General features: G+C 66.6%; 12 protein-coding genes. 6 read left to right on the top strand and 6 right to left on the bottom strand.

The genetic code is table 11. The features are described 5' to 3' along the window. Window positions 1–119: 119 nt before the first annotated feature. The 3 genes from ACW18C_RS05360 to ACW18C_RS05350 all read left to right on the top strand — a co-directional run bounded on the left by ACW18C_RS05360 (window position 120) and on the right by ACW18C_RS05350 (window position 2,630). A complete protein-coding gene (locus ACW18C_RS05360) occupies window positions 120–860 on the top strand; it encodes a CoA transferase subunit A (RefSeq protein ID WP_492073247.1) in 741 nt (246 codons plus the stop codon). After that, entirely contained in the window at window positions 860–1,516 is a 657-nt protein-coding gene (locus ACW18C_RS05355; RefSeq protein WP_035305214.1) for a 3-oxoacid CoA-transferase subunit B, read from the top strand. The genes ACW18C_RS05360 and ACW18C_RS05355 overlap by 1 nt, the downstream gene beginning before the upstream one ends. Window positions 1,517–1,676: 160 nt before the next feature. Beyond that, a complete protein-coding gene (locus tag ACW18C_RS05350; RefSeq protein ID WP_492073245.1) occupies window positions 1,677–2,630 on the top strand; it encodes an SRPBCC family protein in 954 nt (317 codons plus the stop codon). A gap of 15 nt (window positions 2,631–2,645) precedes the next feature. On the opposite strand, the gene ACW18C_RS05345 is transcribed toward ACW18C_RS05350, so the two are convergent. The 6 genes from ACW18C_RS05345 to flgK form a co-directional block, all read right to left on the bottom strand. After that, window positions 2,646–3,296 (bottom strand): ABC-type transport auxiliary lipoprotein family protein, encoded by a 651-nt coding sequence (locus tag ACW18C_RS05345; RefSeq protein WP_492073243.1) that lies wholly within the window; start codon window positions 3,294–3,296, stop codon window positions 2,646–2,648. Continuing rightward, window positions 3,293–4,231: an MlaD family protein gene (locus ACW18C_RS05340; protein WP_292147979.1), complete on the bottom strand. Its 939-nt coding sequence runs from the start codon at window positions 4,229–4,231 to the stop codon at window positions 3,293–3,295. Before ACW18C_RS05340 ends, ACW18C_RS05345 begins: the two co-directional genes overlap by 4 nt. Before the next feature lie 77 nt (window positions 4,232–4,308). Then, a complete protein-coding gene (locus ACW18C_RS05335; RefSeq protein WP_035305223.1) occupies window positions 4,309–5,148 on the bottom strand; it encodes an ABC transporter ATP-binding protein in 840 nt (279 codons plus the stop codon). Continuing rightward, the gene (locus ACW18C_RS05330) at window positions 5,145–6,263 is read right to left on the bottom strand and encodes an MlaE family ABC transporter permease (RefSeq protein ID WP_008258921.1); all 1,119 of its coding nucleotides are present in this window, start codon (window positions 6,261–6,263) and stop codon (window positions 5,145–5,147) included. Before ACW18C_RS05330 ends, ACW18C_RS05335 begins: the two co-directional genes overlap by 4 nt. Window positions 6,264–6,710: 447 nt before the next feature. Next, the gene (locus ACW18C_RS05325) at window positions 6,711–7,676 is read right to left on the bottom strand and encodes a flagellin (RefSeq protein ID WP_008261892.1); all 966 of its coding nucleotides are present in this window, start codon (window positions 7,674–7,676) and stop codon (window positions 6,711–6,713) included. Continuing rightward, entirely contained in the window at window positions 7,673–9,790 is a 2,118-nt protein-coding gene (gene flgK / locus ACW18C_RS05320) for a flagellar hook-associated protein FlgK (protein ID WP_492073241.1), read from the bottom strand. The genes ACW18C_RS05325 and flgK overlap by 4 nt, the downstream gene beginning before the upstream one ends. 406 nt (window positions 9,791–10,196) lie before the next feature. Between flgK and ACW18C_RS05315 the strand changes: the two genes are divergently transcribed. Genes ACW18C_RS05315 through flgE form a run of 3 tightly spaced genes read left to right on the top strand, consistent with a single transcriptional unit; the run spans window position 10,197 to window position 14,746 of the window. Continuing rightward, window positions 10,197–12,194 carry a flagellar hook-length control protein FliK gene (locus ACW18C_RS05315; protein ID WP_492073239.1) on the top strand — a complete coding sequence of 666 codons (1,998 nt, stop codon included), beginning with the start codon at window positions 10,197–10,199 and terminating at the stop codon, window positions 12,192–12,194. A 4-nt stretch (window positions 12,195–12,198) separates the two neighbouring features. Continuing rightward, a complete protein-coding gene (locus ACW18C_RS05310; RefSeq protein ID WP_492073238.1) occupies window positions 12,199–12,915 on the top strand; it encodes a flagellar hook assembly protein FlgD in 717 nt (238 codons plus the stop codon). Window positions 12,916–12,961: 46 nt separating this feature from the next. Beyond that, a complete protein-coding gene (gene flgE / locus ACW18C_RS05305) occupies window positions 12,962–14,746 on the top strand; it encodes a flagellar hook protein FlgE (RefSeq protein ID WP_492073237.1) in 1,785 nt (594 codons plus the stop codon). Window positions 14,747–14,866: the final 120 nt, after the last annotated feature.

Genomic DNA, 14,866 nt, shown 5'->3' with positions numbered 1-14,866 from the left:
CTTTGGGGCGACATTCGGATGCGGCGCGATTGCCGCCGCGACCGCTTGCCCGCAAGATCGCTTCCGGACTATGAGCGGAAGACGCCGCGATATTCATCAGACGGTGAAAAGGGAGAGCGATGGGAAAGATCTATGCTGACGTCACGTCCGCGCTGGAGGGCCTGACCTTCGACGGCATGACGGTCATGTCCGGCGGCTTCGGCCTGTGCGGCATCCCCGAGAACCTGATCGCCGCCCTGCGCGACAGCGGCGTCAAGGGGCTGACGGTCATCTCCAACAACGCCGGGGTCGACGACTTCGGCCTGGGCCAGCTGCTCGGCACCCGCCAGATCGCCAAGATGATCTCGTCCTACGTCGGCGAGAACAAGGAGTTCGAGCGCCAGTATCTGGCCGGCGAACTGGAGCTGGAGTTCAACCCGCAAGGGACCCTGGCCGAACGCATCCGTGCCGGCGGCGCCGGCATCCCCGCCTTCTTCACCGCCACCGGCGTCGGCACCCTCGTCGCCGAGGGCAAGGAGGTCCGCAACTTCAACGGCCGCGACTACGTCATGGAGACCGGCCTGATCGCCGACCTGTCCATCGTCAAGGCGTGGAAGGCCGACGAGCGCGGCAACCTGGTGTTCCGCAAGACCGCCCGCAACTTCAACCCGATGATGGCCACCGCCGGCAAGGTCACGGTCGTCGAGGTCGAGGAGATCGTCCCCGTGGGCTCGCTCGATCCCGACCACATCCACACGCCCGGCGTCTATGTCGACCGCCTGATCCAGACCATGTCCGAGAAGCGCATCGAACAGCGGACGGTGCGTCATAGGGAGCCGGGCTCAAGTAGCGAAGCGGTAGCCCAAGGAGGGCATGTCTGATGCCCCGTACCCGCGAACAACTGGCCGAACGCGCCGCCCAGGAGCTTCAGGACGGCTTCTACGTCAACCTGGGCATCGGCATCCCGACCCTGGTGGCCAACTACATCCCCGCCGGCATGACCGTGACCCTGCAATCCGAGAACGGCATGCTGGGCATGGGCCCCTTCCCCTATGAGGGCGACGAGGATCCCGACCTGATCAACGCCGGGAAACAGACGATCACCGAGATCCCCGAGTCGTCCTACTTCAGCAGCGCAGACAGCTTCGCCATGATCCGCGGCGGCCACATCAACCTGTCCATCCTGGGCGCCATGGAGGTGGCCCAGAACGGCGATATCGCCAACTGGATGATCCCCGGCAAGCTGGTGAAGGGCATGGGCGGGGCCATGGACCTGGTCGCCGGCGTCAAGCGCGTGGTCGTGGTGATGGAGCACGCCAACAAGCACGGCCAGTCCAAGGTGCTGAAGGCTTGCACCCTTCCCCTGACCGGCACGGGCGTGGTCAGCCGCATCATCACCGACCTGGCAACCTTCGACGTCAAGCCTGACGGCGCTGGCCTTGAACTGATCGAACTCGCCGACGGCGTCACCCTGGACGAGGTCGCCGCCAAGACCGAGGCCGCCTACACAGTGGCGGCCGGGTTGAAGGCGACCTGAAGCGCCCGTTCGGGGTCGCCTAATCGAACCTTGTTGGGTGATGACGCGCCCGCTAGTGTCGATGACCCGGAGGTCCTGCGTGACCTTCGGATGCGACCCCAGGGCGCCCGCTCCCCGGCATCCAACGCCTCTCAAGGCGAGAACAGGCGACCTCCGTCACATGGCGACTTCGCTCCAGGCGCGGCCCGCAGCCTCCGACGGCCCCGCCTTGCCGGAAGCGGCCGATCTCGGCGCCCGTCTGATGGCGCGCCAGGCGGGCGACCGCCGCTTCGGCGCCCCGATCCACGCCTGGTATCCGGTGCGCGCCGCTCGGACCCGCACCGCCACGCGGGCTCAGCTTCACGGCGAATGGATCGACCTGCCCGCCGCCGTCGCGCCGGACGCCGTCCAGACGACCGCTTGCGGCGGATGGCGACTGATCAATCGGCTTGGACTGATTTGGGCCTGCCCCGCCGGCTCGGTCGCCCCGCCGGACCTGCCTCCGACGCCCGAGGCGCCCCTGGCCCTGATCGCCTATTCCAAGGCCCCTGCGCATGCGGATTATGACCAGGCGGTCCTGGGTCTGCTGGACCCGGCCCATGTGCCGATGATCCATAACGCCTGGTGGTGGCGCAGTCAGGCGCGACGCACCAAGACCAAGAGCTACAGCCCCTCGCCCTTCGGCTTCACGGCCGTCGCGGCGGACGCCTTCGCCTCCACGCCCGCCTATGATCTGGTGTCCGAAGACCGCAGGGTCAGTATCGAGTTCCGCCTGCCGTCCATCCGGCTGGAGCGCGTCACGGCCCGCGGGTTCGAACTGATCAACCTGACCACCGTCACCCCCCAGGCGGAAGGCGACGTCGTGATCCGCAACCTGATCCTCTGCTCGGTCGCCGCCTTGCGGTTCGGCAGCCCGCTGCTGTCGGCCTGGGGCCGAACCTTCCTGCGTCAGGACGTGGCCATACTGGAGCGGCTGGAAGGCCGCAGCCCGCATCTGCCGCTGGTCTTCGCCGGCGACCCGGATCGCCCGTCCGCCTTCTACTTCGCCTCCAAGGCCGCCCTGCTCCGCGCCCAGCGCGACGACGCCCCCTACAGGAACCCGGTCGAAGCCGAGTCCCTCCAGTGGGTCACCTGAGCCGGGCCCCAGCCCTCACTTCGCCGACTGAATCGTCCAGTCGGCGATCTGGGTGTTGATGTCGCGCGTCGCCGTGTCGAAGGCGGCGACGATGGCCGAGACCCGGTTCTCGCCCGCCGGCTGGGTCACAGTGAAGACCCGCTCCACCGACCGCCCCTGTTCAGGACGGATCGCCGCATCCCCGCCGGTGCGACGCTCGGGCGTCGAACGCAGCTGGGCGCGAGCGGTGATCACCACGTCCGGCGTCGCCCCCGGCGCGGCGTAACGCGCCTCGAACGTCGTCACCGTGACCTGCAGCACCAGCGGCGGCGTGCCGGGTTCGCGTCGGCCCAGAACGCGGATCTGGTCGGCCCGATTGGCGAAGGCCGCCTTCAGGCTGTCGTCGAACAGGGTCGCGGCGGGCGACACCCAGCGGGCCCCGCCGATATAGGCGGTTTCGGTCCCCGTGACGCCCAGGATCCGGTCGTCGCCGCTCGCGGCCGGAAACTCGATCCGGCGGATCGACACCGACAGCGGCGCGGGCGTGTCGCCCTCGGCCGAGGGCGCGTCCAGCGGCAGGCCGAACCGGTAATTCTGCACCGGATCCGGCGTGGACAGCAGCGAACAGCCGCTCAGCGACACGACGACGCCGGCGACGGCGCCCAGTTGAACCAGGGAACGGATCACGGCTGCACCTCCAGCTCTTTCGATTGCGGTTTCCCGATGAAGTCGCGCGGGCTGGCGCGGACGTCGTCGATCAGGGCCTGCAGCGACCGGGTCGCCTCCTGCAGTTCCTCGATGGTTCCACTCAGTTGCGGCAGGCTGGACGTCGCGAAGTCGCCCAGCGGTCGTTCCAGCCCGGTGATCGAGCGGTTGGCCGAGGCGATGGCCGTGCGGGCCTCCGCCGTCGCCTGATTGATGTTGGCGATGGCTTCGCGGCCGTCGGTATTGACGACGGCGCGCATGTCGGCCGCCAGCCCCTGATACTCAAGGATGGTGGCGTTGGCGTTCTTCACCGCCGCCTCCAGCTCGGCGAAGATGGCCTTGCGGGCCTCCAGCTCGGTCGTCAGGGCCTCGACGTTCTTCACACTGGTCGAGAAACTGCGGATATTGTCGTCGGACATGACGCGGTTGATGCGGTTCAGCGCATCCACCGTCTGGGCCAGCACCGTGCCCGAGCCGCTCAGAAGCTCGGCGATCGGCGAAGGCTGGCTTTGCAGCACCGGCACCACATTGTCCGGATACTGGTCCTTCAGCAGGGCGCTGTTGGGCGAGCCGGCGGTGATCTGGATATAGTTCAGGCCTGTGATGCCCTGCGGCTCCAGCTGGGCGCGGGAGGTCACGCGCACCGGCGTCGTACCGTCCACGCGAACCCGGGCGATGACCTGGTCGCCGCGCTTGGTGTCGATGTTCAGGTCGGTCACCTCGCCGACGCGGATGCCATTGAAATGCACCTCGCCGCCTTCCGACAGGCCATTGACCGGCCCATAGAAGACGATGTCGTAAATGTCGTAGTCGCTGTTGAACTGCAGTCGGGCCAGCCAGATGGTGAACACCGCCAGCGCCGCCATAAGGCAGACGGTGGCGATCCCGACGGCGGCGTAGTGTGCGTCTCGTTCCATACTCGGCTCTCCTCAGGCCGCGGTCTCGAGCGCGCAGCAGGCGAAAGTGGTCGCCGGTTTCGCCGCCCGCTGCGCGCTCATTTTGACATTTCCGGTTCCGACCGCGCCGAGGCGCGGTCGGAACCGTGGGCGGCGCGACCGCGCGGCCCCAGGAAGTATTCCTTGATCCACGGATGGTCGGAGCGTTCCAGCTCCTGCACCGTGGCCTTTTCGACGACCCGTTTGTCCGCCAGCACCGCCACCTCGTCGCAGATGGCGTACAGGCTATCGAGGTCGTGTGTAATCATGAAGACGGACAGGCCCAGATCGTCGGCCAACTGCCGGATCAATTCGTCGAAGGCCGCCGCCCCGATGGGGTCCAGGCCCGCCGTCGGTTCGTCCAGGAAGACCAGTTCGGGATCCAGCGCCAGGGCCCGCGCCAGACCGGCCCGCTTCTTCATCCCGCCCGACAGCTCCGCCGGCTTCAGATGATGATGCTCCGGTTTTAGACCGACCATGGCGATCTTCAGCTCGGCCAGTTCGTACATCACCGACTTGGGCAGTTTGGTATGTTCGACCAGGGGCGCCGCCACGTTCTCGAGAACGGTCAGGGATGAGAACAGCGCCCCCTGCTGGAACAGGATGCCGGTGCGCTTCTCGATATCCGCCGCCTGATCGTCCGTCAGGGTGGCGCGGTCGTAGCCCAGCACCTTGACCGACCCGCCCTCGGGCTCCTTCAGGCCGATGATGGTGTTCAGCAGCACGGTCTTGCCCGCGCCCGATCCCCCGACCACCCCCAGGACCTCGCCCCGTTTCAGGTCCAGGTCCAGGTTCTCGTGAATGGTCCGGTCGCCGAACTGGCTCAGCAGGCCGCGCACCTCGATCAGGTTCTCGGTCTTGTCCTCCGGGGCGGCGGCCGACATCGTCGCATCGGTCATATGTCCAGCTCCAGGAACATCAGGGCGAAGACCGCGTCCAGCAGGATGATGGCGAAGATCGCCTGCACCACCGCCGCCGTCACCCGCCGGCCCAGGCTCTCGACATCCCCGGCCACCGACATCCCCTGACGACAGCCGATGGCGGCGATCACCAGGGCGAAGACCGGCGCCTTCACTAGGCCGACCATCATGTGCTGGGCCATGCTCCCGTCCTCGACCAACCGCTGGAAGAAGAAGGCCGGCCCCAGGTTCAGGGAGCTCCAGCACACGATCAGACCGCCCAGCAGGCCGCCGATCATGCCCATGAAGGTCAACAACGGCAACATCAGCACCAGGGCCGCCAACCGCGGCACCACCAGGGCCTGGAACGGATTGACGCCCATCACCTGCATGGCGTCGACCTCCTGGTTCATCCGCATGGACCCGATCTCTGCCGCAAAGGCCGAGGCCGACCGCCCCGCCAGCAGGACCGAAGCGATCACCACCGCGAACTCGCGGAACATAGCCACGCCGATCAGCTGGACCGCGAAGACCTGGGCGCCGAAGTCGGTCAGCAGGTCCACGCCGATGAAGGCCACGACCGCGCCGATAAAGAAGTTCGTCACCATCACGATGGGGATGGCGTCCAGCCCCGCCCGCTCGGCCTGGCTGACCCAGGCGGGCCAGCGGATGCCGCCCGGATTTTTGGCGGCCTCGACCACGGCCTCCATCAGACGTCCCAGGAAGGCCAGGGACAGCATGGCCTCGGCCCCGAAATCATAGACGCCCCGCCCGATCTTGGCGAAGGCGCTGGTAAACGCGCCTGGCTGCTTCGGCGGAGGCGAGCTCTTGCGCTCCAGGGCCTCGATCATCGTGTAGATGCGGCCCGCCTCAGGCCGCTCCGTCCACGCCGACTTGGGCACGCCGCAATGCGACGCCTGCACCAGGGCCAGGGCGCCGGCCGTGTCGAAACGGCCCAGGTCGCGGGTGTCCACGCTTTCGATCTTGCGGCCGTCAAGATCCTTGCCGAGCCGTTGCGGCAAACGGCCCAGGGCCGTCGTCGTCCAGTCGCCGACCAGGCGCAGCTTCGCCGTCCCGTCGCCGGCGTCCGTGATTTCGTAATCGGTCTGGCTCATCGCGCCCCGGAAGTCAGAACGGGCATCAAGCGGCTTCCCAACCTATGAAAGGGACCGCCGAAAACCCGACACGCCTCATGGTCAAGCCCAAGAGGGAAGTCAACGCGCGATGACATTTGCACGGCGCTTTCCTTACGCACTGTGTCGGACCTGCGTCCCCCATAGGATATTCCCCACCGCCATGCTGGCGCTACAACGGCAACGCCGCCAGACCGGATTCGTTCGTTCTTCAACCGACAAGGCGTCGCGCGGCGGTCAGATCCTCGACCAAGGTCCGCCGCGCCCCGGCCTGGGCGGCCCTGTCCGGCAGTCGCAGCAGATAGGCCGGGTGGACCGTCAGCATTCCGACTGATCCTTCGTCCAGGCCAGGGCCTGCCCCCTTTCCCTGGTCACCGCCGGCTCATGCAGAATGGGACGCCTCGGGAATCAGGGAGGCTGGAGCTCGGACTATCGCAGCAGATCCAGCAGCGACGTGCTGCGCAGCGAATTGATCACCTGCGCCGAGGCCTGGATCGCCACCTGCGCCATCTGCAGGTCGGTCACGGCCTGAGCCGGGTCATAGCCCGTCTTTTTCAGCATCATCTTGTCGAGCGCGATCTTCTGGGATTCGTGCGCTTCGAGAGCGGATTCGACGTGGTTCTGCACCAGACCATTCTTGGCGTTCTGGTTGGTCACGCCCTGATTGGCCTTGTCGAGTTGGGTCATCTGGGCGTTCAGGAAGGCCGTGACGCCCGCCCCCGGCTGGCCCGTCAGGGTGCCGACGCCCGTGGGCGTATAGGTCACCCCGTCGATGATCACCGGCGTGCCGTTCTGATAGGCCTGCATGTTGCGGAACACCTCGGTCAGGGGGCCGCCGATTTCGTCCGCGAGGAAGCCGGTCTCGACCATGGTGTTCTCGTCGATGCGCGACTTCTGCTTCAGGCTGTCGTTCGCAAAGGTCGAGGCGGTCGAGGGGGCGGCGGCCAGATCGGCCATGGTCTTGGCCGTCGCCGGCGCGACGTCGCCACGCCCGCCGGAGAACAGATAGGAGCCCTGATGCTCGGCGTTCAACCCGCCCTGGACGTTCTGGTAGTGCAGACCCAGTTCGGTCATCAGATTGGTGATGCTGCCGGCGGCCAGCCCATTGGCGATAGCCTCGCGAGCGCCCGTGCCGGCTTCGTAGATCCGGCCCATGGCCAAGTCCTGGGCGCTCAGTCGCGCCGCCGCGCTCTCGCCGGCGCCGATGAACCCTTCCAGCCGGGCCTGGGTCGAGGTCAGACTGGTCAGCTGTTCCGCGCCCCGGCCATAGCCGGCCATGTCGGTCGCGATCTTTTCGCTGCCCATCCGCTCCTGCGCCAATTCGGCGCGGCTCTGGGCCGTCATCAGATTCAGGAGGGCGGACTGATAGTTTCCGGCGGTGGCGACACGCGTCATTTCAGCATCCCGATCAGGGTGTCGTACATGTCCTTGCTCGCCTGGATCAGGCGGGCAGAGGCGTTATAGGCTTGCTGGAAGGTGGTCATATTGACCAGTTCCTCGTCCATGTTGACGCCTTCGGCCGAGGCGCGACGACTGTCGGCCTCCTGTGACAGGGCCGTCGCCGTCTCGCTGCGCGTCTTGGCCGCCGAGGCCTTGCCGCCGATGTCGCCGGCGAAGTCCGCCGCATAGGACGACAGGGTCTTGCTCCCGCCGCTGTTGCCGCCGGCGGAGGCGAAATTGACGTTCTTCTTGCCCGCGTCCGCCAGCAGAAGTCCGCCGCGACCGTCGTTCTTGCTCAAGGCCGGCGTTCCGGCGGCGGCCGACAGGTTCAACTGGGCCAGCGCCAGCTTGGCCGGGTCCTGCTGGATGTCGCTGCGGACGCTGTAGGCCCCCGCCCGCGTCGCGCCCGTACCGCCCAGACCGAACAACTGCGACATGGAAACGCCGGACGGATCCTGGGTCGTGCCGTCCTTGACCACGCTCATGGTGGTGGCGCTGGCGTCATAGGCCTTGAAACTCAATGCGCCCGAGGCGTTCAGGCTGAAGGCGCCGAACCGCCCCACGCCCGCGACCGGATCGTTCAGCGCGGACAGCAGTTCGCCCATGGTCCCGGTCCCGGCGGGAACCGCCACCGTGACGTCCCGCAGTCTCGCGCCGGACTCGCTGCCGATGCGGAAGGTCAGACTCTCGCCCGCATCGAAGCCGTGCTGCGACGTCAGGCTCAGACCGGTTTCATAGAAGGTCGGCGTCTTGGTGCTGACCAGGTCGTTCAGCCCGAACCAGTGCGAGAAGCCTCGACCGCCCTTGCTGCTCGGCGTCGTCGCATCGTCGGCGATGGCGATTCCGTTTCCGGCCTGGCCCTCGATCCGCAATTGTCCATTGGAGAAGCCGACCGTCGCCGTCCCCCCCAGTTGGGCGTTGACCGTCGCCAGGAAGGTCGTCGGATCGGCGGCCACCCCGTTGACCGTCATGGTCGCGCCGGAGAAGACGATCTCGGCCGAACCCTGGATCACGCCTGCGCTGTTCACCGTCGTGATCGTGGTCTTGCCGGTAAAGCCGGTCAGGGCGTTCGTCAGCGACTGGCCGGTGTTTCGTCCGGTCAGACTGGTCGGCGCGGGCACGGCGCTGTTGGCGTTGTGGGCCCGGTTCAGTTCGTCGGCCATCTTGGCCGTCAGTTCGCCCAGACGGGCGGCGGCGGCCGGGGCGTCGATGTCGCGCAGTTCGACCAGCCCGCGGATCTCGCCCGACGACACCCCGTCCAGCAGCGGCCAGCGCGTGCCGTTCGGTTCGGTGATCATGATGTCGGAGAAGGCCGTCGTCGCGTCCACCGTCCCCGCCGCCTTGTAGGACAGGGTCGCATTCCCTTCGCCAACCAGGGTCGTGCCCGTCCCGGTCCGCAAGGTGACGCCCCCATTGGCCCGGGCCTCCACCTTGACGTCCATATATTTGGACAGTTGGTCGATCAGCGTCTGTTGGGCGTTCTGTGCGCCCGTTACGTCCTGGTTGATGACCGTTCCGGCGGCGATCGTCTTGTTGAGCTTGGCGATCTGTTCCAGCAGCGGATTGATCGTCTCGACCGCGTTCTGAAGCCGCCCGTCGGCTTCCTGGCGCGCCGCCTGGATCTGGGTGGCGATGCCTGCGGCCTCATTGAACAAGGCCTGGGTCTTGTAGATCGTGTCCTGGCGCGCGGCTGAAGATGTGGGGCTTTCGCCCAGGGTCGCATAGCTGGCGAACAGCTTGTCTATATCCGCGAAGAAACCGCCGTCGCCGCTGGGATCGCCGAACCGGGTCTGGATCTGATCGTACAGTTCATACCGCACGGTCTCGCGCGCCGCGTCCGCATTGGCGCTCATCCCCGCAGCCTGCAGGAACCGATCGGTCGCCAGCCGAACCCGCGCGATATCGACGCCGGCGCCATAGCCCTGGGTTACGGCCGCCGTCTGATCGACGGTCTTGCGCACATAGCCCGGCGTATGGACGTTGGCGATATTGTCCGACGTCACGCGCAACTGGGCCTGGGCCGTCTGGAGGCCCGAGGTCGCGATATTCATGATCGACGTCAGCGACATGGACCGGCTCCCCTCGCCCCACCCGGCAAGCCCTGCCCTGCCATGCGCAGATCTTGCCCGGCCACGCGCCGCCGCCGCTCAACCAGAGCGTTGTTTTTAAACGACATCGCGGATCGCGCAGTCTTCATGGTCCGCAAGGTGCGCAAGCGTCGGGCCAACATATCCGTCGCGACATGACGGAGGCCTGAGGACTTCGATTTCGATCCAGACGCGACGCATTCCAAGCCGGGCAAAAAAGGGGCGAACGCACGGCAAGAAAGGCCCACGCCCGATGGCCGGCTTTTGACGGGTTCCTGTTTTTCCCTTTTAAATCAATGAATATGCAACTGGCCCGCCCCTTGCGACGGGCTGTTGGAAGAACCAGGCGCAGCAGGCGCCGCCCAGCCCTGAAGGTCGCCTGCCTCTCATGCCGTCCGCATTCGCCATGTTCGCCTCCGCGCCTCCGGCCTCCGCCGGATCGGCCGCTGCTGCGCCGGGCGCCACGGACAGCGAGACCGCCAGCCTGTTCTCCTCGAACCTGGCCGACGCCATCCAGGGCGTAAAAGCAGACGCCGCAAAGGCCGAAGCTGCACATCGGACGCCGGGCCGCCTCTCGCTCCCGGTGATCTCCAGCCCGGAGATGGAAGCGGCCGAGACGTCCGACGCCTCTCCCGCCCTGGCGGAAGCGGTGGACGTCGCACCTGACGCCTTGATCGCCGTTGAAGCGCCGACCTCAGACGCCGCCGCCGACGCCGCGCCCGACACCGAACAGACGGATACGCCCGTCGCACCTTCCGACCTCGCGGCTGCGCCTCAACCTCCTCTCCCGCAGTCGGCTCCTGTGGCCGCCCCCATTGTTGCGCCGACCACAGCGTCCGAACCGTCGCTTGAAACAGCGGCTGCCGAGGACGCAAGCGTTGGCCAGACGACAGCGGCCCTTGAACAGGGCGCTGCGGCAGGCGTGACCGTTGAGCCCTCCGCTCAGCAGAACGCGACGGCCGCGACCGAAACCGCGTTGGTCGAGGCAAGGCCTGCCCCATCGCCGATCCCGGACGCCCCCACGCAGACTCCGATCAACGGCTCGGCAGAGACCTCCCCGCACGAACAGAGCCTGGCCCAGAATCACGAAACGGCTGCGGCGGCGCCCGTCGCCCCTGATGTCGACCAGACACTCGCCGCTCTGGCCGTGCAGCAAGTCCACGCCGCCGAGTCATCTCCGCCCGTCGCCAAAGACGACGTAACGACAAAGGCGCCTTTGCCGGAATCGGGGATGACGGGACAGGCTTCGGCTGGCGTGAAGAACGCCCCACCCTCGGCCCCCGACAAATCAGCCGTGGCGGCCGACGCCTCTATCGTGAAGCCGGCCGAAAAGGCGGCGACAAAGCCGGTCTCGGAACCCGTTCAATCCGCCGGCGCCAGCGCCGTTTCTCCCAAAATCGAGGCCGCCGCGCCGAAGATGGACGTGAAGGTCTCGACCCAGTCGACCAACCTCGCAGCGCAGCCCGTCCAGACGGTCGCGGTAGTCTCGAGCCTGGCGGTCGCCGAAGCGGTTCAGGCCATAGACGCCAAAGTCGAAGTCCCGACTGAACCGTCTGACGCAGAGCCCGCGCCGGTCATCGCGACATCGCAACCGGCTGAAAGCGCGCCTCCCAAGGCGGCGACGACGCCCGTGACGAACGCCGCCCACCCCAACCCGGCCTCGACCAAGCCCGCACCCGCACCCGCACCCGCACCCGCCGAGGCGAGCCAAGGTCAGAACGTGGCGCAACCCGCGCTCAGCGACCACATCGCCATGGCGGACGCAACGCCGCCCCCGGCCCAGAACGCCGCCTCGACCGAAGCCGCGCCGACCGGAACCGTTCCGGTCCTCGATGCGGCCATGACGTCGCTCGATCCGGCCACGCCTGTCGATGGCGCCACGGAAGCCCGCGCGCTCGATGCGGCGACGACCACGACCCAAACGACCAGCGCCTCGTCCCTGTCGCGCGCCACCATCGAAACGACGGCCCATCTCGCCGCCCAGATCGCCCGCAAGCTTGAGGGACGCTCCACCCGTTTCGACATGGTGCTGACGCCAGAGGATCTGGGTCGGGTGGACGTAAGCCTGGAGATCGGCGCCGACGGCCGGCTCGCCGCACGCCTGGCCTTCGACAATCCGGCCGCCGCCGCCGAATTGCGCGGCCGCGCCGACGAACTGCGTCGCCAGCTTCAGGACGCCGGTTTCCAGCTCGCCAGCGACTCGCTCGATTTCACCCAACGCGACACCTCGTCCGGCGGCGGTTTCGACCGCCAGCAGCAGCAGCACCAGAGCCTGTTCGCACGCGGCGCGCGCCTGACCGCCCAGGCCGATCTTTCCATTGCGCCGCCCCAGGGCGCCTGGACCAACCATTCCCAGACGCGCGACCGCGTCGATGTGAGGGTCTGACCCCATGGCCACCGCCGTTTCCTCCGTCGACGCCTCCGGCCGCCTGAACAGCGGCACGACGATGCTGGCCTCGAACTTCGAGACCTTCCTGACCCTGCTGACCACGCAGATGAAGAACCAGGATCCGTTGTCGCCGCTCGATTCCAACGAGTTCACCGCCCAATTGACCCAGATGGCCGGTGTGGAGCAGCAACTGCTGACCAACGACCTGCTGACCAGCCTGGTCGCGGCTCAGTCGGGCAATCTGAACAACGCCGCCGCCTATATCGGCAAGGAAGTGACCGCAGCCTGGTCGGCCACGACACTGAAGGACGGCAAGGCGGACTGGAACTACGAACTGGCGTCCGACGCCGCCGCCGTCACGCTGAAGGTCCTGGACAGCAAGGGCAAGATCGTCTGGGAAGGTCCGGCGCCCGACAAGTCCCAAGGACTTCACTCCTTCACCTGGGACGGCAAGACGAGCGGCGGCGAAGTCCTGACGGAAGGCGTCTATACGCTGAAGGTCTCGGCGATGGACTCCAAGAACGCCAACGTCGCCAGCCAGGCGCTGACCCAGGGCCGGGTCAAGGGCGTCGAAATGTATAATGGCGAACCGTACCTGGTGGTCGGCGAGACCATACTCCCCCTCTCGACCGTGATCTCGCTGAACGAGATCGCCGACAAACCGAGCAACGACGATACGGAGAATCCGGACGTCCCGACCGAGGAGGCGGCCGCATGATGCGCTCCGCCGCCTTCCCGATGAATTCCATTCAAGGAGCGTCTTCATGAGCTTGAACAGCGCAATGCTGGCCGGCGTGTCCGGCCTGGCCGCCAACTCCGCCGCCCTGGCGGCGATCTCGCAGAACATCGCCAACGTCAACACCGTCGGCTACAAACGCTCGCAGGGCGAGTTCCAGACCCTGGTCAACAGCCAGACCCGCGCCGGCGGTTCCTATTCGGCGGGCGGCGTGATGGCCAACACCCGGGCCTTCGTCAGCCAGGAAGGCCAGCTCCAGCGCACGACCGCCAGCACGGATCTCGCCGTCAGTGGACAGGGCTTTTTCGTCACCACGACCCAGGCCGAAAACGTCGGTGCCACGGACACCCGCCTGTTCACCCGCGCAGGCGCCTTCCGCGTCGACAACCTGGGCTATCTGAAGAACAGCGCCGGCCTTTACCTGCAGGGCTGGCCGGTGGATTCCAACGGGGAGATCGCGACCGACCCGTCCGACCTGTCGCGCCTGCGCTCGGTGAATATCGGCTCGGTCGGCGGCACGGCCGAGCCGACCACCCGCGTCCAGATCAACGCCAATCTGCGCTCGACCCAGGCCGTATCCAGCCCCGCTGCTCCCACCAGCTACAACGGCGTCGAAGACGCCGCTGTTCCGCCAGTCAAGCACGACATCACCGTCGGCTATAAGCGAACCGGGGCCAATACGTTTGAAGTCACTTTGAAGTCAGGCATCACCAAGATCGTCGGCACGGCCACCTACGACGCGACCGGCGCCCTGACCGGCTTCGTTCCCAGCGCCGCTTCCAGCGCCAATGGATCGGCGACGGCGAACGCCACCACCCTGACCATCACCCCGACCAGCGGCACGCCGCCCGTCAACGGCACGCCCTATGCGATCGACTTCGCGGAAATCGGCATGGCGACGAACGGCGTCGCCCAGACGAAATACGATCCCTCCGTCAACTCCATGGCGATGTACAACGCAGACGACGACACGCCGGCGGGCGTCAAGCCGGACTTCAAGATGAACATCCCGGTGTCTGACTCCAAGGGCGGCCAGCGCAATCTTGAGATTCGTTTCCTGAAAAGCGCCGAACCGAACCAGTGGTATGCTGAAATCGTCTCGGCGCCGGCCGATGACGTCGTGACCGGCGCCCCCTACACGAACGGCCAGATCAAGACCGGCCTGATCGCCTTCACACCCTCGGGCCGCCTTGATGTCGAAACCATGCAGAGCTGGCCGGCCGGCAAGGGACTGTTCGACGACCCGACCCAGGCGACCCTCTCCTTCCTGGAGTCAGACCCTAACAACACGATCGATCCCGCCGACCCGCTGGACAACGGCAAGGTCAAATGGGCCGACGGCCTGGGCATCGCCGCCCAGACGGTGATGCTGGACCTCAACACCTCCGCCGGCGGGCTCAGCCAACTGAACACCGCGTCCGTGGTGCAGTCGACCGTCACCAACGGCACGGCCTTCGGCAATCTGAGCGAGATCACCATTGATGAAAGCGGCTTCGTCACCGCGATCTTCGACAACGGCGTCATGCGCCGCATCGCCCAGGTCGCCATAGCCACCTTCCCGAGCCCCGACAGCCTGAAAGAGGTTTCCGGCAACGCCTACGCCGTCAGCCTGGAGAGCGGCACCTTCAACCTGAAGGCGGCCGGAACCGGCGGCGCCGGCACGATCGCAGCCCAGCAGCTGGAATCCTCCACCGTCGATCTGTCGGCCGAATTCACCGGCCTGATCACCACCCAGCGGGCCTATTCCGCCTCGTCAAAGATCATCACCACGGCGGACGAAATGCTCGCCGAACTGATCAACATCAAACGCTGATCGGCGAGTAAGTAAGCGTTAGTCTCAATGAATCGTCGTTCAAGCAAGGTTTACAAAATGGTTTGGGGAGGGACGGGTTTTATCAGTTCCTTCACCACGACCCTTAAACCGACCTTAGCG

This window comes from Brevundimonas sp. FV1ye7S, from assembly GCF_058680995.1.
This window is presented reverse-complemented; position numbering and strand designations above follow the sequence as displayed.